This is a genomic window from Streptomyces sp. NPDC032822 (assembly GCF_055578825.1).
On record NZ_JBVIOL010000008.1, the window covers coordinates 142,676 to 160,385 of the forward strand.

Annotated in this window: 12 protein-coding genes and 1 pseudogene; 2 read left to right on the top strand and 11 right to left on the bottom strand. The window is 71.1% G+C overall.

The window, feature by feature from the left end:
• Window positions 1–23: 23 nt before the first annotated feature.
• Together ACZ5VD_RS23520 and ACZ5VD_RS23525 are read right to left on the bottom strand one after the other, a co-directional pair.
• Complete coding sequence (locus ACZ5VD_RS23520) at window positions 24–1,580, bottom strand: class I adenylate-forming enzyme family protein (protein WP_468683173.1); 1,557 nt, start codon at window positions 1,578–1,580, stop codon at window positions 24–26.
• On the bottom strand, window positions 1,577–2,611 hold the full coding sequence (locus ACZ5VD_RS23525) for an FkbO/Hyg5 family chorismatase (protein ID WP_468554462.1): 1,035 nt from the start codon (window positions 2,609–2,611) through the stop codon (window positions 1,577–1,579). Before ACZ5VD_RS23525 ends, ACZ5VD_RS23520 begins: the two co-directional genes overlap by 4 nt.
• A gap of 226 nt (window positions 2,612–2,837) precedes the next feature.
• Between ACZ5VD_RS23525 and ACZ5VD_RS23530 the strand changes: the two genes are divergently transcribed.
• On the top strand, window positions 2,838–3,869 hold the full coding sequence (locus tag ACZ5VD_RS23530) for a LuxR family transcriptional regulator (protein WP_468554463.1): 1,032 nt from the start codon (window positions 2,838–2,840) through the stop codon (window positions 3,867–3,869).
• A gap of 24 nt (window positions 3,870–3,893) precedes the next feature.
• Here the strand turns inward: ACZ5VD_RS23530 and ACZ5VD_RS23535 are convergent, their stop codons facing one another.
• The 9 genes and pseudogenes from ACZ5VD_RS23535 to ACZ5VD_RS23575 form a co-directional block, all read right to left on the bottom strand.
• Complete coding sequence (locus ACZ5VD_RS23535; RefSeq protein WP_468554464.1) at window positions 3,894–4,763, bottom strand: carbohydrate ABC transporter permease; 870 nt, start codon at window positions 4,761–4,763, stop codon at window positions 3,894–3,896.
• Window positions 4,753–5,775 (bottom strand): annotated as a pseudogene (locus ACZ5VD_RS23540) (carbohydrate ABC transporter permease). The gene ACZ5VD_RS23535 and the pseudogene ACZ5VD_RS23540 overlap by 11 nt, the downstream one beginning before the upstream one ends.
• A complete protein-coding gene (locus ACZ5VD_RS23545; RefSeq protein ID WP_468554466.1) occupies window positions 5,775–7,061 on the bottom strand; it encodes an ABC transporter substrate-binding protein in 1,287 nt (428 codons plus the stop codon). The pseudogene ACZ5VD_RS23540 and the gene ACZ5VD_RS23545 overlap by 1 nt, the downstream one beginning before the upstream one ends.
• 264 nt (window positions 7,062–7,325) lie before the next feature.
• Complete coding sequence (locus ACZ5VD_RS23550; protein WP_468683175.1) at window positions 7,326–8,369, bottom strand: LacI family DNA-binding transcriptional regulator; 1,044 nt, start codon at window positions 8,367–8,369, stop codon at window positions 7,326–7,328.
• A gap of 148 nt (window positions 8,370–8,517) precedes the next feature.
• Window positions 8,518–9,534: a 1-aminocyclopropane-1-carboxylate deaminase gene (locus tag ACZ5VD_RS23555; protein WP_468683177.1), complete on the bottom strand. Its 1,017-nt coding sequence runs from the start codon at window positions 9,532–9,534 to the stop codon at window positions 8,518–8,520.
• Between the two features lie 14 nt (window positions 9,535–9,548).
• Window positions 9,549–10,196, bottom strand: coding sequence for a GntR family transcriptional regulator (locus tag ACZ5VD_RS23560; RefSeq protein ID WP_468683178.1), 648 nt, complete (start codon window positions 10,194–10,196; stop codon window positions 9,549–9,551).
• Window positions 10,197–10,308: 112 nt separating this feature from the next.
• Entirely contained in the window at window positions 10,309–11,898 is a 1,590-nt protein-coding gene (locus ACZ5VD_RS23565; RefSeq protein WP_468683179.1) for a TROVE domain-containing protein, read from the bottom strand.
• A 499-nt stretch (window positions 11,899–12,397) separates the two neighbouring features.
• The gene (locus tag ACZ5VD_RS23570; protein ID WP_468554471.1) at window positions 12,398–13,843 is read right to left on the bottom strand and encodes an alkaline phosphatase PhoX; all 1,446 of its coding nucleotides are present in this window, start codon (window positions 13,841–13,843) and stop codon (window positions 12,398–12,400) included.
• A gap of 299 nt (window positions 13,844–14,142) precedes the next feature.
• Window positions 14,143–15,570 (bottom strand): hypothetical protein, encoded by a 1,428-nt coding sequence (locus ACZ5VD_RS23575; RefSeq protein ID WP_468555051.1) that lies wholly within the window; start codon window positions 15,568–15,570, stop codon window positions 14,143–14,145.
• Between the two features lie 311 nt (window positions 15,571–15,881).
• Here ACZ5VD_RS23575 and ACZ5VD_RS23580 point away from each other — a divergent pair, with 311 nt between their 5' ends.
• Window positions 15,882–17,708: an endonuclease/exonuclease/phosphatase family protein gene (locus ACZ5VD_RS23580; RefSeq protein ID WP_468683182.1), complete on the top strand. Its 1,827-nt coding sequence runs from the start codon at window positions 15,882–15,884 to the stop codon at window positions 17,706–17,708.
• Window positions 17,709–17,710 lie beyond the last annotated feature (2 nt).

Consider the following 17,710-nt stretch of genomic DNA (forward strand, 5'->3'; position numbering starts at 1 on the left):
CCGCCTCGGCGGCGGGGGGCGTCTCACTCTGGACCATCGGGAACCTCCGTGTTCCCTCCGCGCAGGACGCGACGGAGGATCTTTCCTGTGCTGTTGCGCGGCAGCGCGTCGACGAACTCGACGTCCTCGGGGACCTTGTACCAGGTCAGCGCGGCCTCGGCGGTCGCGAGAACCGTCTTGGCCAGGCGGTCGCCGCGGTCCGCTCCGGGCTCGGGGACGACATAGGCCCGCAGGCTCGTCACCCCGCCGGGCCGGCGGACCGCGCACACGGCCACCTCGCGCACTCCGGCGATCCCGGTGATCAGGTCCTCCACCTCGGTGGGGTGGACGTTGGCGCCGGCGACGATCTCGATGTCGTCCGTGCGCCCGAACAGCCAGACCAGGCCGTCCTCGTCCACGCGGGCGGCGTCGCCGGTCGTGAACCACTCGTCGGGGCCCAGCCGCAGGGGCGGCAGGCTGCCGAGCCTCACGCCGGGGCCGATGGTGGGGCCGGAGATCTGCAGCTGTCCGACCCGGCCGGCGGGCAGCGGGTCGCCCGCGTCGTCGACGACCCGCACGCCGTACGGGGGAAGGATCCGGCCGAGGCTGTAGGGCTGGATCTCCTCGGGGCCGTTGGCCAGGACGGCGTGGCCGATCTCGCTCGTGCCGCAGATGTTGAGCAGGCGTGGCCCGAGGATGCGGCGCAGCCGGTCCTCCAGCGGGCGGGGCAGTGTCTCGCCGGCGACCAGCGCCAGGCGCAGCCGGCCCAGCAGGCCGGCGTCGGGGTGGGCCAGCAGCCGGGCGTAGAAGCTGGGTTGGGCGTAGAGGACGCTGACGCCGTGGCGGCGCAGGATCGACAGGGCGGTGCTCTCGTCGGGCCGTTGCGCGGTCAGGACGACGGCGGAGCCGCGCTGCAGCGGGAGGAGGACGGAGTTGCCGAGTCCGTAGGCGAAGTACATCCGCGACACGGAGAAGCAGACCTCGCCCTGGCGCAGGGCGAGGACGCCGCCGATCGCCCGGTCGAAGTGGAAGGCGTCGCCGTGGTCGTGGAAGCAGAGGCGGGGCCTGCCCGTGGTGCCGGAGGTGAACACGGCGAAGGCGGGGGCGTCGGACGCCACGGGCTCCGGGGTGTCGTCCGGGTCGGCCGCGAGGGCCTGTGCGGGGGTGTCCGTCAGCTCCCTGGGGGTCACGGTGCGGCCCCGGAACTCCCCGCGCAGCGAGGCGTCGGAGACGACCAGTACGGCTTCGGCGATCTCCTCGCTGGAGCGCAGTTCGTCGGCGTGGAAGAAGGTGTTCACCGGTACGGCGACCGCGCCGATGCGCAGCGCGGCCAGGAACGTCACCACGAAGGAGACGCCGTCGGGCAGGGCGAGCAGGATCCGGTCCCCGCGCCGGACGCCCTGTCCGCGCAGCGCGCCGGCGGTGCGGCGGACCTGGTCGTACACCTCGCCGTAGGAGTAGCGGTGGGTGCCCTGGAGGTACGCGGTCCGGGCGAGCCAGCCGCTCCGGTGGGCGAGGTGTTCCAGCCGTACGGCGAGGTTGGCGTCGGCCGGGGCGGGCTGCTCGGGGGCGGTCGTCGTGTGCGTGAGTATCTCGGTCACCGGCACACTCCCTCGATCTCCACCAGCAGGTCGGACCGGCAGACGGCGACGTTGAAGTACTCGATGTCGGTGTCGCCGGGGAACGCGGACTCGCAGATGCCGCGTACGACGGGAACGTCCTCGGCGTCCCGGACGTAGACCTTGACCTGGTCGAGGTCCTTGACGTCGTACCCGTCGGCGTCGACGCCGTGCCGGCCGAGGTTGTCGCCGCTGACGAGGGCCTCGATGTTGCGGAGGGTCTCCTCGGTCTGCTGCGCGACGTCGCCCACGTGCACGGTGTCGTCGCCGAGGATGCTGGCCGTGCCGGAGACGAAGAGGCTGCCCGGTCCCTGGCCCGCGGTGTCCCTGAGGTAGGTCGCCCGGGCGAAGCTCGGGGACTTCGGGCCGTAGGTGGAGGGGTACTTGTAGGCGGGGGTCTGCCGGGGGTTCTCCAGGTGGACGGCGCGGCCGGGCTTCGCGGCGAGGAAGCAGAGGTCGACGCCGGGGCTGAGGGTGCCGATGCCGGTGGCGGCGGGGAGTTGGGGGAACTGTTCCTCGAAGGTGGCGAACGCCTCGGCCCGGCCGACGCAGAAGTCGCGGTAGATCTCCAGGCCGTCCGCGTTCGGGCTGGTGATGCCGCCGATGAGGTTCCACATGCGGACCAGGTCGGTGTAGCCGCGGTCCCAGGTGAACCGCAGGGCGTTCTCGTACAGTTCGCGCACCTGGTCCCGGTACACCGGCAGCGGGCCGAGCCGGGCGGCGTAGAACAGGTGCTCGCCGTCCTCGGCGTGGACGGCGTCGCCGGTGACCCCGGACCGTACGGGGAGCTCGGTGCGCCAGATCTCCTCGGCGGGGCGGACGTGGTCGTTGGCCAGGTGGGTGGTGAGGCGGGGGGTGCCGTCGTCGAGCGCGGGCTCGGCGGGGGCCTCCGCGAACCTGATCCGCCCCAGGACGTTGCCGCTCGGCGCGTCGGGGGTGCCCGACAGCGCGGCGCCCGGAACCAGGTCGGACCAGAGGCGTGTCGAACGGCCGTCGGGCTGACGGATGCTCATGGATCTCCTATGTCTCTGCCGCGGCCCCACCGTGGAGCGCACCGGACGCGTCGAACTGACGTGTGTTGCTCGGGTGTTGCGGGACAAGAAGAGGTGTTGCCGAACGATGAACAAAGCGCCGCGTTGCTCGGCGCGGGATCACTCCCTTGGAGAGAATCAACGGCGAGCCGCCCTACAGGGCAGCCACAGACCTGTGCCAGGCACGATTACGAGGGGGACACACACCATGACCATCGTGGGCATATCGGAACTGCCGGACGTACCTCTGGCAGGCACGTCGGCCAGCGAGGTGTACACGCTCGCCTTACGGAGCGAATACGTCGATGTCCAGGGGTGTGTACGAGAGTTCGGCATCTCCGAGAGGGAGGCCGCCGCGGCCATCGAGGACCTCGTCCGGCTACGGCTCCTGCACCTGGTGCACGGCTGCACCTACGCCTATGTGGCCGTCGACCCGCTGTCCGCCTCCCAGCAGTTGCTGGCCGTGCAGGACGAGGCCCTGCGGCAGCGGGCGAACGAACTGGAGCGGCTGCGGCAGCAGATGCACAGCCTCGTGCCGCTGTACCGGGCCCATCTCACGACAGAGCGGCAACGGCCCTCCGTGCAGCGCGTCGAGGACGCCCAGGCGGCCCGCGGGATCCTCGCCACGGTGACCGCCGGGGCGAAGCGGGAGATCCTGCTGTCCCTGCCCACCGAGGACCCCTGGGACGAGCAGGCCACGGACCCGGAGACGGGGCCGTGGCCGCGGTACGCCGGGACGCGTCCCGGCCTCCTGAGGGTGCTGCTGCCGGAGGCCGCGCGCTTCGACGTCCGGGTACGCGAGCGGGCGGACGCGCTCCACACCCACGGGGGGAAGGTGCGTACCGCCGCCTCCCCTCCGACCTGGCTGCTGGTCGTCGACGCCGAGGTCGCCGTGATCCCCGCCGACGGGGGGCCGGGCCTGAGCGTCGTCCACGAACCGTCCGTGGTCGCGACGCTGTGGCAGACGCTCACCGGCGCCTGGGGCGAGGCCCGGCCCTTCGACGGCCGCTACGACCACGACAGCGCGCGCTCCGCCTCCGCCCTGATCGACGAGTCCATCCTGCGCATGCTCCTGAACGGCCTTGAGGACAAGGTGATCGCCCGGCGCCTCGACATCTCGCTGCGCACCTGCCAGCGGCGCATCGCCGACCTCATGGACGCCCTCGGCGCCAGGACCCGCCTCCAGGCGGGCTATGTGCTCGGCCAGAGCCTGCGCACCGGCGCCCGACGGGCCGCCTAGCACGGGAACCCGGCGCGGGGGTGATCACATCTTGGTCGCCCCCGCGGCGAGGTCCCGCAGGAAGTGCCGGGCGCCGAACAGGAACACGACGATCAGCGGCACGACGCTCATCAGGGCGCCGGCCATGACGACGGCGTAGTCGGTGTTGTAGGCGACGTTGAGGTTGGCGAGGGCGACCTGGAGCGTGACCCGGTCCGGGTTGACCATGACGACCAGCGGCCAGATGTAGTCGTTCCAGATGCTGATGAAGGTGAAGATGCCGAGGAACGCCAGCGCGGGCCGGAAGAGCGGGACCGCGATCTGCCAGTACAGCCGGAAGAAGCCGGCGCCGTCGATGCGCCCGGCGTCGAGCAGTTCGTCGGGCAGCGAGTTCTGCGCGTACTGACGCATCCAGAAGATGCCGAAGGCGTTGGCCGCACCGGGAATGACCAGCGCCTTGAGCGTGCCGGCCCAGCCGAACTCGGCCATGGTGACGAACTGCGGCACGAGCGAGAGCTGCGCGGGGATCATGTACGTCGCCATCAGCGTGCCGAAGAGGAACTTCCTGCCCGGGAACTCGTACTTGGCGAAGGCGAACGCGGCCAGCGAGTCGAAGAACAGCACCAGCACCGTGCCGGCCGTGGCGACCACGACCGTGTTGAACAGCGAGGTGAAGAAGTCGATGCGGTCGACGACCTCCCGCATGTTGTGCAGCAGTTCCGTGCCCGGGACCAGCCTGGGCGGGTAGTTCAGGATGTCCTGGGTGGTGACGGAGGCCATCACCACCAGCCAGTAGAACGGGAACATCGACACCAGCACGCCGAGGAGCAGTGCCACCCGGACGGCGATCCGGGTCGTCCTGCTTCCGGAGCCGATGGCGAGCCCGGCGTGGGAGGACGTGGGTTCAGCGGCCATTGCGGGCCCCCTTGCCGCGCAGGGAGATGCCACGGCGGCCGTCGCGGTCGGAGCCCGACACCAGCCGCCAGTTGATGATCGCGAAGAGCCCGATGATCGCGAAGAGGAGCCAGCCCATCGCCGCCCCGTACCCGAACTGGAGGTCGTTGAAGGACTTCTGCCACAGATAGAGCACGATGGTCATACCTTCCTGGCCCGGCCCGCCGGTGGTGCCCGGATCGTCCGAGTAGAAGAGCACCTGGGACTCGGTGAAGATCTGCAGTCCGTTGATGGTGGACGTGATGACGGCGAAGAGGATCACCGGCCGGAGCTGCGGTACCACGACCCGGAAGAGGAGCTGCCGGCTGTTCGCCCCGTCGACCCGGGCGGCCTCGAACTGCTCGGTGGAGATGGCCTGCAGACCGGCCAGGAAGATCAGGGCGTTGTAGCCGACCCAGCGCCAGATGATCATGACGGAGATCGCCGACTTGATGCCGAGGGCCGAGGTCAGCCAGCCGACGCCGTCCACCCCGACCGCGCGCAGCAGCGAGTTGGCCAGGCCCGCCTGGGCGAAGACCGAGCCGAAGACGATGGTCATGGCGACCATCGAGGTCACGTTGGGGATGAAGTACGCCACCCGGTAGGCGGCGGAGAAGCGCGTCTGCGAGTGCAGCAGGAAGGCGAGCACCAGGGCCAGGAACAGCATCGGCACCGTCGACATGAACCAGATCTCGAAGGTGTTGAGGATCGAGTGCCAGAACACCGGGTCGCGCAGCAGCCAGTTCTACTGCTGCAGCCCGACGAACCGCATGGCCCCGATGCCGTCCCAGTCCTGGAAGGACAGGTACAGGGAGAAGAACACGGGGAAGGCGCCGAAGACGGCGAAGAGCAGGTAGTACGGGGAGATCGCGAGGTACGGCGGGAGATGGCGCCGCCACCGGCCGCCCGGGGCGCCCTGGCCGGCACCGCGACCGTCCGTCTCCCCGCCTCTCTCGGCGGCGGGAACCGGCGCCGCGTCCGCGACGGTGGCCATCAGCTCACCCCCCGCTGGGACAGCGCGGTCTCGGCGGCGTTCATGGCGTCGCGCCACGCCTTGTCGGGGTTCTTGCCGAGCGTTTCCACGTTGGTCAGCTCCTGGAAGACGGGGGTGTTGGCGGTCGCCTCGTAGGGGCTGAAGAAGATGACCGGGGCCTTCTCGGCGGCCGGGCCGAAGACGTCGACGGGGATCTGCCCGCCGAAGAAGGGGTCGGCCTCGCGCATCGCGGGCTTGTCGTAGGCGGCCGGGGTGGTCGGGAACAGCGCCATCTCCTGGTAGCTCCTGAGCTGGTTCGCGGGCCCGAACATCCACTTCAGGAAGGCGAACGCCCCTTCCGGGTCACGGCAGTAGCGGGTGATGCCGACGTAGGAGCCCCCGTAGTTGGTCGGCCCTGCGGGCATCGCGGTCAGCCGCCAGGACCCGGAGGTCTTCGGCGCCGTCTGCTTGAGCCCGTTGATGGCCCACACCGCGTTCAGGATCGTGGCGACCCGGCCGCGGCTGATGGCCGAGTTGTAGTCGGGGGTGCTGTCCAGGACCTTGGCGCTGAGCCCCTGGCGATACGTCTCGACAGCCATGTCCCAGGCGTGTTTGACGTGGTCCTGGTCGCCGATGAAGCGGTTGTCGGCGTCGACGAACTGCTTCGAGCTCTGGTACAGGACCATCCGGAAGACGTAGCTGATCTGGGAGACCAGGAAGGGGTGACCGGGCGCCTTCGCCTTGAGGGTCCTGCCGACGGCGAGGTACTTGTCCCAGGTCGAGGTGGCCTCGGCGACCTCCGCCGGCTCGGTGGGCAGACCGGCCTTCTCGAAGAGTTCCCTGCGGTAGTAGAGCGCGGTGGGGCCGGCGTCGAGCGGGAAGCCGATCATCCGGCCCGAGGGCGTGATGCCGCTCTTCCACTTCCAGTCCAGGTACTGGTCCTCCAGCGCGTCCGCGCCGAGCTCCTTCAGATCGAGGAACTCCTGCTCGTCCGGGAAGAACTCGCCGATGCCGGAGTTCACGCACGCCAGGTCCGGCACGAAGGCGCGGGCCGCCATACTGGTGCGCACCTTCGACTTGTAGTCGCCGGCGATCGGCGCCCCCTCGACCTTCAGTCCGGGCACGCCGGGAACGCCGCGCGCGGCGGTGGCGAGCAGCTTGTCGCTCAGCGCCCCGTTCCAGTACCAGATGCTGAGGTGATCGGTCCCCGCGGAGGCCGAGCCGCTGCCCGCCCCGCAGCCCGACAGCCCCAGCAGGGCACCGCCCGCTCCGCCGAGGGAGGCCCCCAGCAGGCGTCTGCGGGACATCGTTCGGTGTTCCATCGGCTCGCACTCACTTTCCGGACACCGCTCGGCCGGAAAGGACGCGGCCTCGCGGGAGGGGGGAGAAAGGGTGATGACAACGATGTCGGATCAGGGTCCCGAGCTCGGTCCGACAGCGTGTGGGGCTCCGTGAACGTTCACGTGAACGTTGCCGTCGAGTATCGGGGCGGCCGAAAAGCACTGTCAAGGGACGTGCGGGTGACGATGTTCCGGACGAGGTGTCGACAGACGCGGGCGGTGCCGTGGAGGTCAGGCGGAGGCCCGCACCACCAGTTCGGGCCGCACCCACGCGTCCGCACCGCCGAGAGGTTCCTGCCCGGCGCGCAGCCGGGCCACCTGCTCGACGGCCAGCCGTCCGAGCTGTCGCTTGTCGAGGTGCAGGGTGGTCAGGGCCGGGTCGACGAGTTCGCCCAGCGAGAGTCCGTCGAAGCCGAGGACGGCCAGGTCCTCGGGTACCCGCCGGCCGCGGCGGCGGGCGGCGCGCATCGCCCCGATGGCGATCAGGTCGTTGAAGCCGAAGACCGCGGTGACCTCGGGCCGGGCGTCGAGCAGTTGCTCCGCACCCCGCTCGCCGCCGGCGACGCTGTGCTCGGAGCACATCACGACCCAGCTCTCGTCGACAGGGAGTCCGTGCCGGTGGACCTCGGCGAGGAAGGCCTCCCGTCGCGGCCCGGGGGCGTCGAGCCGGTCGCCGTCCAGCATGCCGATCCGGCGGTGCCCGGCCCGGACCAGATGGGCGACACCCTGCTCCACACCGGCGGCGGCGTCGATCCCCACGGCCGCGAACCGGGTCTGCTGCGGGCCGCGTTCCAGCAGCACCAGGGGCACCCCGCCGAGGTGCCGGGCGAGGACGTCGTCCCGGTTCTTGAAGTAGCCCACGACCGCGTCCGCCTGGTGGGACAGCACGTCGAGGGCCTCCCGCTCCCTGGCGTCGTCGGTGCGGGTGTCACACACCACCACCTGCCAGCCGCGCTGTTCGGCGGCCTCCAGCACACCGGCGGCGACCTCGGGGAAGAACGGGTTCATCAGATCCGGGATCACCAGGCCCGCCGTCACGGTCCCCTTCTGGACGAGCCCCCGCGCGAACCGGCTGGGCCGGTAGTCGAGCAGGCGGGCCGCCTGCAGCACCCGTTCCTTCGTGGCGGGATCGATCTCGCCCTTGTCGTTGACCGCCCGGGAGACCGTCTGCCGCGAGACCCCGGACAGCCGGGCGACATCGTGGATCGTGGCTCGGCGGCGAGGGCCGTCGGGCTGGTCGGTACGCGCATCCCGCTGCTGGTCGTCGGCCCACACGCTGTGCACTGTATCCGGCCATCACGGGAACATGATCCGGGCGTGCGGCCACGACCTGCCGTGGAGAGGACCGCGGGGCCCGCCGCGGACGGAGCCGCCCCGGACCGCCGAGAACAGACGCTCCGGAGCTGCCCTCGCGGAGACGGCTCTAGAACAGCGCGCTGTACGCGTTGAGCGCGGGCTGCCCGCCCAGGTGGGCGTAGAGCACGGTGGAGTCCCGCCCGATCTCGCCGCGCGCCACCAGGTCGACCATCCCGGCCATCGACTTCCCCTCGTACACCGGGTCGGTGACCATGCCCTCGGTGCGGGCCGCGAGCCGCATCGCGTCCAGCGTGGTCTCGTCGGGGATCCCGTACGTGCCCGCGTGATACCGCTCGTCCAGCTCGACGTCCGCGACCGTCAACTCCTTCTCCACGCCGATGAGTTGACCGGTGCTGTGGGCGATCCGGGCGATCTGCTCACGGGTCCGGGCGGGCGCCGCCGACCCGTCGACGCCGATCACCCGGCGGGTCCGTCCGCCCGCCTCCTCCAGCGCGCGGAACCCGGCGACCATGCCGGCCTGGGTGGACCCGGTCACCGAGCAGACGACGACGGTGTCGAAGAAGACGCCGAGGTCCCGCTCCTGCTCGGCCACCTCGTAGGCCCAGCCGGCGAACCCGAGCCCGCCGTAGGGGTGGTCGGAGGCGCCGGCGGGAATGGCGTACGGCTTTCCGCCGCGCTCCTCGACCTCCCGCAGCACCTGCTCCCAGCTCTCCTTGAACCCGATGCCGAAGCCGGCCTTCACCAGCCGTACGTCGGCTCCGGCGAGCCGGCTGATCAGGATGTTGCCGACCTTGTCGTAGACGGAGTCCGGCCACTCCACCCAACTCTCCTGCACCAGGACGCACTTGAGACCGGCGCGGGCGGCACAGGCGGCGACCTGGCGGGTGTGGTTCGACTGCACCCCGCCGATGGAGACGAGGGTGTCGCAGCCCTGCGCGAGGGCGTCGGCGACCAGGTACTCCAGCTTGCGCGTCTTGTTCCCGCCGTACGCGACACCGGAGTTGCAGTCCTCGCGTTTGGCCCAGAGGGAGGCGCCGCCGAGGTGGGCGGTGAGCCGCTCCAGGGGGTGCACGGGCGACGGCCCGAAGAGGAGGGGGTAACGGTCGTACGAGGAGAGGGACATGGGTCCTCCGGGGTCTAGTCGGTGTCGGCGAGTTCGGCCAGCCCTCGCCAGATCTCCGCGGTGACACGGACCGCGGCGTCCACGTCGCCCCTCGCGCAGGCCTCGATCAGCCGGTCGTGCAGACCGGCCGAACGGCAGGTGCCGCCCTCGCCGAAGCGCCGTCGCTCCAGCCGGCGGATGAGGGGGGTGTAGCGGGCGGCGGTGGCGGCGGCGGCGCGGTTGCCGCTGACCCGGACGAGGACGTCGTGCAGGTCGTCGTCGGCCCGCAGGGCGGTGTCCACGTCCCCCGCGTCGACGGCGGTCGCGAACCGCTCGTTGGCCGCGCGCATCGCCTCGACGTCGGCGGCGAACAGCCGGGGCACGGCGACCCGGGTGGCCAGCTCGTGCATGGCCCCCACCACGGCGGCGGCATCGCGCACCTCGGCGGCCACCACCGGGGTCACCCGGGTGTAGCTCTGCGGCTTGCTCTCCAGCAGCCCCTCGTCGACCAGCCGCGAGAACGCCTCCCGCACCGGCGCCCGGGACAGCCCGAGCCGCTCGGCGAGCTCGGCGTCGCGCACCACCTCGCCGGGTGCGATCTCCCCGGCGACGATGGCGTCCCGGATGGCTTCACAGGCACGGTCCCGGAGCAGGGTGCGGCCGACGGGCCGGATGGCGTCCATGAACTGAAATGTTAGATATCAATGGCCCGGGCGCACAAGAGGGGCCCGCACCGAAGTGCGGGCCCCCTGCGACGGGCCTCACGTCATGCCGTGGGCGCCCAGACGGTGGACGTCAGGCCGCCCACGGCCAGTCGGCGTCCCGGGCCGCTTCGAGCAGGGGCACCATCCGGAAGGCCGCGTCCGAGAGGCCGCCGAAGGTGTGCCTGTTCCCCTTGCCCGACGGGCCGTGGCCCGCCCGGTACCCGGCGAGGTTCCAGGTGTAGACCGGCACACCGGCCGGGATCTGTTCGGTCGGGTCGCCGTACCGGCTGTACGCGTACTGCTCGTCGGTGACGAGCAGCACCCGGTCGTGCTTCTTGTAGTGCCGGCGCACCGCCTCCGTGGTGTCGGTGCCGCCCAGGTCGCCGAAGCGGCCGAGGATCTTCAGCACCGACTCGCCCCGGCGGTACCGGATCCGGTTGCTGCCGGTCCCGAACTCGACGAGATCCGCGTCCGCCGCCCGCAGCGCGAGCGCCGTGCCGAAGACCGCCGCCGCGTCGGCCCGGTCGAGCTCCGAGCGGTCCGAGAGCCGCGAGTGGAACATCGAGCCCGAACGGTCGACGAGCACCAGCGTCCGGCCGGGCAGCGCGGGCACGTTCGCCAGCGAGTGGCCGAGCGCCTGCTCCAGCGGGTACGACCAGCGCAGCGACGGCGCGTGCCGGTACGCGGCGAGGTACCGGAAGGGGAACTGCCGCGAGCGCGCCACCTCGGCGGGGTCGCTGATCTTCGCCGCGACCCGGGCGGCCACCTCGTCCGAGACCCCGGCCTCGTCGAAGTTCCGCAGGTTGCGGGTCAGGGCCATCGCCCCCATGGACGGAATGACCGCCTCCCAGGCCGCCTTGTCCATCGGCCCCTGCAGCCAGCCCGCCAGCGCCTCCCACGTCATCCCGGCCGCCGCGAGCCGCTCCGCCCCGCCGTCCGACGTCACCACCGCGCGCCGCTCCTCGACGGGCAGCGCCATCAGCGCGCGGTGCGCGGTCAGGACGCGGTTCGACGTGGGCGGGACGGCCGTCTCCGGGTTGTGCCGACGGTCGAGGGCGTACCGGAACAGCTCGCCCTGCCACGGCTTGTCCGGGTCCGGCACCGCGTGCACCAGGTTGAGGATGTCGCCGAAGCGGTACCCCTTCGAGGCGGTGTCGTACTTCAGCAGCGACGCGCCGCCGTAGAGCCGGCGTACGGCGTCGGCGATGCCGCGCTTGACCGGCTTGGGCACGTTACGGCCATGCATCGCGGTCCAGTAGGCGAGCAGTTCACCGGGCTCGTCGGGCCGGCGCAGCACGGAGTCCACGACCTGCCGGTTCGAGGGCCCGGGTGAGCTGCTCGCACCGGCGTCGAGGCGCGCCTTGACGTACTCGGCGGCGCCCACGACCGCGGCCGTACGGACGTTGCCCGCGCCGCGCAGCCAGCCGAGCAGGCCCGCGGTCCACTCCGGGTCGGTGACGGCGAGCTCGCCGACGAGCCGCGCGAACCGGTCGTCGCGGTCGGCACCGGTCTCGTAGAAGGTGCGCTGGGACGTGAAATGGGAGAGGGCGAGCAGAAAGAGCTCGGAGCGCGCGTCGCGCTCACGGCCTCGGCCGCCCTCGAAGGTACGGAGCACCCGGCCCGTCGAGGTGACGCGCGAGGTGGACTGGGCCTTGGTGGCCTTGGTGTTGAAGCGGGTCATGAGGAATCCCCCCGAATTCACTGCCTTTTCGGAGGGAGACACAGCAAAGGGAGGGAGCCCGAGATCGGAATCGGCGACGGAGAACACACCTGGCGCGTCTTCCCTTTCCGCCACATCGGCCCTGGGCCGATGACGGGATTCGAACCCGCACCATTTCTGACCAGGTCCCTGAAGTATCCGCTGCCTGCGCACCGGGCACCCACCCATGAGCTGCGCCTCCCGAGATCAAGTCGGCTGCGGCCTGGATTCTTTGGAAGAGAAGGAGCCGCTGCCGTCGCACCGGGAGGTGCGTGAAGTTGTGTGTCCAGAGATCGAGGCCGGCGGAACCGACAAGGTGCTCTGGCCGCTGAGCTACACCGGCCTGCTGTACCGGTGGCGGGATTCGAACCCGCGGCCTCCCCATGAGAAGTGGAAGTAGGTCCTGCCTTCGCACCTGGACATGCATCACTTTAGGAGCGTGGCCGCGTGCCGGGCGAGCGAATTAAATCCCGCCTCCGCCCTACCGCTTCTGTCGCCGCCACGGCCCGGTGATGGCCAGCATGATTCCGGGCGTCTGGATGTTGGCGAACAACGTCTTTCCGTCCGGCGAGAACGTGACCCCCGTGAACTCGCTGTATTCCGGGTCCTCTTCGGTTCCGGCGTTGAGTTCGTTGCGGGCGATGGGGTAGGTGCGGCCGCGGTCGGTCGCGCCGAACAGGTGCTGGATTCCCTCGCCGTCCTCGGCGATGACGAGACCGCCGTAGGGGGAGACGGTGATGTTGTCGGGGCCGTCGAAGGGGCCGTCCTCGGAGGGGTCGGGGTTGACGCCGATGAGGACCTTCAGGGTCAGCGTGCGGCGCTTGGGGTCGTAGAACCAGACCGCTCCGTCGTGCTGGACGGGGCTCTCGGTGCGGGCGAACGAGGAGACGACGTAGGTGCCGCCGTCGCCCCACCACATGCCTTCGAGCTTGCGGGCCCGGGTGACCTGGCCGTCGGTGAACTGCTTGCGGACGGACACCGTCCTCGCGTCGCGGTCGGGGACGTCCACCCAGTCGACGCCGTAGACCGTGCCGATCTTCGTGGCGCGGGAGAGGTCGTCGACGAACTTGCCGCCGGAGTCGAAGCACTTGAAGGCCTGGAGGACGCCCGCGTCGTCGGCGAGGGTGCGCAGCCTGCCGCGGCCGTGGTGGAAGTGTTCCGGCGGGGTCCAGCGGTACAGGAGGCCGTTCGGGCCGGCCGCGTCCTCCGTCAGGTAGAGGTGGCCGCGCTTGGGGTCGACGACGACGGCCTCGTGGGCGTAGCGGCCGAGCGCCTTGACGGGCTTGGGGTTCCTGTTGGCGCGGTGGTCTACCGGGTCGACCTCGAAGACGTAGCCGTGGTCCTTGGTCATGCCGTTGGAGCCGGCCTTGTCCTCGGTCTCCTCGCAGGTGAGCCAGGTGTTCCAAGGGGTGCTGCCGCCCGCGCAGTTGGTGGCGGTGCCGGCGATGCCGACCCATTCGGCGACCGAGCGGTGGTCCTGGTGGACCTCGACGACCGTGCAGCCACCGGACGCGGCGGGGTCGTAGACGAGGCCCTCGGTCAGCGGTACCGGGTGCGGCCACTGCGCCCGGGGGCCGGCGAGTTCGTGGTTGTTGACCAGCAGGGTGGTGCCGCGCGGGCCGTCGAAGGCGGCCGTGCCGTCGTGGTGGGACGGCGTGAACTCGCCCGACTCCAGCTTGGTCTTCCCGCTGTGGGTGAGGATGCGGTACCTGAACCCGGCGGGCAGCGCGAGGATGCCCTTCGGGTCGGGGAGCAGCGGTCCGTAGCCGACGCCGCCGTGGATGTCCGCCGACTCCTCGGCGCTCTCGGTCTCGGTGGCCGCGAGGGCGTTCGGCGCGGTGGCGAGGGCGCCGACGCTGCCCGCCAGTGCGACACCCGCACCGGTGATCGCGGATTTTCTGGCGAAGTCCCTGCGGGTGAGCGACATGGTGTCTCCTGTGACGGTGGGTGTGCCGTGGAGGGTGGCGCGGACCTCGGTCCGCGCCACCCTCCCGCCCATGCCTGAACGCCGGTTGAACACCGGGCGACCTCACCGGGCCCGCTTCCGTGAACCCGCACCCACCGACCCGGTACCCATGGCCCCGGCACACACCGACGCCGGTACACACCGACCCCAGTACGTATCGGCCCTCGTCCCCACCGGCGCAGGAGACCGGACCTCACCGAGACCCCGTCGGCCCCCCGTACATATCCCGCAGCGACCGCAGGGACCGCACACCCTTCACCTCAGCCGCCTTGCTGGGACCGCGCCTTGAACGCCGCCTTGCGTGCTTCCTTCGCGATCCTCTTGTCCGGGTGCAGGCGCCCCATCGCCTCCAGGACGTCCGCCGTGGCCGGGTGGTCGACCCGCCACGCGGCCGTGAAGAACCCGCTGTGCTGCTGGGCCAGGCCCTCCACGAGGCCGCGGAGTTCCTCGGAGTTGCCCTCGGCGGCGAGCTGGGCGGCGAGGGTGTCGACGGTCAGCCAGAACACCAGGTCCTCGGAGGGCGCCGGGATGTCCGAAGCGCCCCGCTCGGCCAGCCAGACCCGCGCCAGGCCGCCGAGTTCCGGGTCGTCGAGGACCTCACGGAGGGCGGGCTCGGCCTCGGGGCCGACCAGGGACAGGGCCTGCTGGCAGCGCAGTCGCCGGAGCGGGGCGCCGGTGTCCAGGCCCCGTGCCGCGGCGAGCAACTCCCGTGCGGCGGCGAGGGATTCGCGGCGGGCGAGCCACTGCTCGGTCTCGGCCTGGGCGGCGGCCGGCGGGAAGACGGCCGTGCCGTCGAGCAGCGCGTCGGCCCCCTTGTCGGCGAGGTCACCGACGGCGGGCGCCTCGAACCCGGCCTCCAGGAGCCGCGCCCTGAGGCCGTACAGGCCGAGGGGGGTGAGGCGGACCATGCCGTAGCGGGAGACGTCGGTGTCGTCGACCGGGGCGGCGGGCTCCTCGTCGGCGTCGGCCATCAGCGCCTCGTCGACGGGCTGGTACGCCACCAGGCCCACCGGGTCCAGCAGCCGGAACTGGTCGTCGAGCCGCATCATCGCGTCGGAGACCTGCTCCAGCACGTCGTTGGTGGGCTCGCCCATGTCGCTGGGGACGATCATCGAGGCGGCCAGCGCGGGCAGCGGCACGGGCGCCTCGCCCGGTCCGTCCTCGCCGACGGTGAGGAGGTAGAGGTTGCCGAGCACGCCGTCCAGGAACTCGGCCTCGGCCTCGGGGTCCCAGTCCAGGGACGAGAGGTCGATCTCACCGCTCGCGTCCACCGCGCCGGCCAGGTCGTCCAGGTCCGGCACGCTCGCGTCGGCGAGCACGGTCTCCAGCGCGGTCAGCCAGACGGCGAGCACGTCGTGCGGGGCGCCGCCGGTGAGCAGGGCGAGGTCCTCGCCCGGGGTGACGGTGCCGGCCTCCTCGTCGACGACCTCGACGAGGCCGGTGTCGACGGCGATCCGCCAGGCCTCGCTCGCGTACGCCGCCGCGTCGTCCCCGGTCAGTCCGAGAAGCTCGGCTGCGGCCGGCAGCTGTTCCTCCACGAGCCCGCCACCGGCGTCGATCCGGGTCTCGGGTCCGGCCCAGCGGGCGATTCGCGCGGCCCGTGACAGCAGCGGCGTGGACAGGGCGTCCCGCGCCAGCTCCGCTTCGGGGTGCAGCCGCACCGGCGGCAGGGGCGAGCTGTCTGACATCGGCTGGTTCTCCTAGGCGCGTGCGTGATACCACTCAGCCGCTCAGCCTAGACGGATTTGGACCCATGCCGCCCGGTTCATCTCCCGGCGGGGAGGTGTACGTGGCTGAAACCTTGACAAGTGGCGTGACCAGGCACGAGATTGACGCGCGTAGAAACCCGGCGGACATCTGTTCACTGTACTTTCTACGCGCGTCGCCACCGCCCCACAGGTCGCGGCTCCCACGGTTCCACGTTCCATCCTCGTCCGGTTGTCCGGTTCCACGTTCCACCCTCGTCCCGGCGCCCATGTACGTCCCCGGAGGGATCCCGTTGCCGAGCAAGTCTTCCGTGCGCCTCGCCGCGCTCACCGTCGCCGCCGCCTGTTCCGCGGCCTCCACCCTTGTCCTCACCTCGCCCGCGCACGCGGCCGCGGTGAGCGTCCATGACGTCCAGGGCCCGACCCGGATATCCCCCTACGCCGGTCAGGCGGTCACGGACGTGACCGGAATCGTCACCGGTGTGCGCACCTACGGCTCCTCCAGAGGCTTCTGGATCCAGGACCCGAAGCCGGACGCCGACCCCGCGACCAGCGAGGGCGTCTTCGTCTTCACCAGTTCCGTCCCCAAGGTCGCGGTCGGCGACGCGGTGACCGTCTCCGGCACGGTCTCGGAGTACGTCCCGGGCGGGGCCACCTCCGGCAACCAGGCGTTGACCGAAATCGTGCGCCCGACGGTGACCGTCGTCTCCAGCGGCAACGCGGTCCCGGCCGCCACCGTCGTCAGCGCCAGGTCGGTGCCGAGCGCCTACGCCCCGGCCGGCGACACCGCCGCGAGCGGCTCGGTCAACGGGCTGACGCTGCGGCCGAAGAAGTACGCCCTGGACTACTACGAGTCCCTGGAGGGCATGAACGTCCAGGTCGCCGACGCCCGGGTGGTCGGTGCCACCGACCCGTACACCGAGCTGTGGGTCACGGTGAAGCCGCGTGAGAACACCAACCGCCGCGGTGGCACGGTCTACGGCGCCTACGACGCGCAGAACACCGGCCGGCTGCAGATCCAGTCCCTGGGCGCGACCGCCGACTTCCCGACCGCGAACGTCGGTGACGTCCTCAGCGGCAGTACCGCGGGCCCGCTGGACTACAACCAGTTCGGCGGCTACACGCTGGTCGCCAACCGGATCGGCACGCTGAAGAGCGCCGGTCTGGCGCGCGAGACCACCCAGAAGCAGAAGAAGGGCGAGCTCGCGGTCGCGACGTACAACGTCGAGAACCTCGACCCGACCGACGCCAGCTTCGAGGAGCACGCCTCCGCGATCGTGCACAACCTCCAGTCGCCCGACATCGTGTCCCTGGAGGAGATCCAGGACAACAACGGCGCGAAGAACGACGGTACGGTCGCCGCCGACCAGACGGTGACCAAGCTGATCGACGCGATCGTCGCGGCCGGCGGCCCGGCGTACGACTGGCGGTCCATCGACCCGGTGGACAACGCCGACGGCGGCGAGCCGGGCGGCAACATCCGCCAGGTGTTCCTGTTCAACCCGCAGCGGGTGTCCTTCACCGACCGCGCGGGCGGCGACGCGACGAGCGCCGTCGGGGTCACCAAGAAGCACGGCAAGGCCGCGCTGACGCTCTCCCCCGGCCGCGTCGACCCGGCGAACACCGCCTGGGCCAACAGCCGCAAGCCGCTGGCCGGCGAGTTCACCTTCCGTGGCAGGACGGTCTTCGTGATCGCCAACCACCTGAACTCCAAGGGCGGTGACCAGGGGCTGACCTCGCAGTACCAGCCCCCGGTGCGCAGCTCGGAGACCCAGCGGCACGCCCAGGCGACCGCGGTGAACGCGTTCGTCAAGGACATCCTGGCCGCACAGAAGGACGCGGACGTCATCACCCTCGGTGACATCAACGACTTCGAGTTCTCCGGCACCGCCAGGATCCTGGAGAGCGACGGCGCCCTCTGGTCGGCGATCAAGTCGCTGCCGAAGAGCGAGCGTTACTCGTACGTCTACCAGGGCAACGCGCAGGTCCTCGACCAGATCCTGGTCAGCCCGTCGATCCGGCGGTCCTGCGACTTCGCGTACGACAGCGTGCACATCAACTCGGAGTTCAACGACCAGATCAGCGACCACGACCCGCAGGTGCTGCGGTTCCAGCCGTAACC

Coding starts and splice junctions, on each gene's coding strand:
- ACZ5VD_RS23525 (WP_468554462.1), bottom strand. CDS start 2,611: ATGAGCATCCGTCAGCCCGACGGCCGTTCGACACGCCTCTGGTCCGAC.
- ACZ5VD_RS23535 (WP_468554464.1), bottom strand. CDS start 4,763: ATGGCCGCTGAACCCACGTCCTCCCACGCCGGGCTCGCCATCGGCTCC.
- ACZ5VD_RS23545 (WP_468554466.1), bottom strand. CDS start 7,061: ATGTCCCGCAGACGCCTGCTGGGGGCCTCCCTCGGCGGAGCGGGCGGT.
- ACZ5VD_RS23570 (WP_468554471.1), bottom strand. CDS start 13,843: ATGTCGCTCACCCGCAGGGACTTCGCCAGAAAATCCGCGATCACCGGT.
- ACZ5VD_RS23555 (WP_468683177.1), bottom strand. CDS start 9,534: ATGTCCCTCTCCTCGTACGACCGTTACCCCCTCCTCTTCGGGCCGTCG.
- ACZ5VD_RS23560 (WP_468683178.1), bottom strand. CDS start 10,196: ATGGACGCCATCCGGCCCGTCGGCCGCACCCTGCTCCGGGACCGTGCC.
- ACZ5VD_RS23530 (WP_468554463.1), top strand. CDS start 2,838: ATGACCATCGTGGGCATATCGGAACTGCCGGACGTACCTCTGGCAGGC.
- ACZ5VD_RS23565 (WP_468683179.1), bottom strand. CDS start 11,898: ATGACCCGCTTCAACACCAAGGCCACCAAGGCCCAGTCCACCTCGCGC.
- ACZ5VD_RS23575 (WP_468555051.1), bottom strand. CDS start 15,570: ATGTCAGACAGCTCGCCCCTGCCGCCGGTGCGGCTGCACCCCGAAGCG.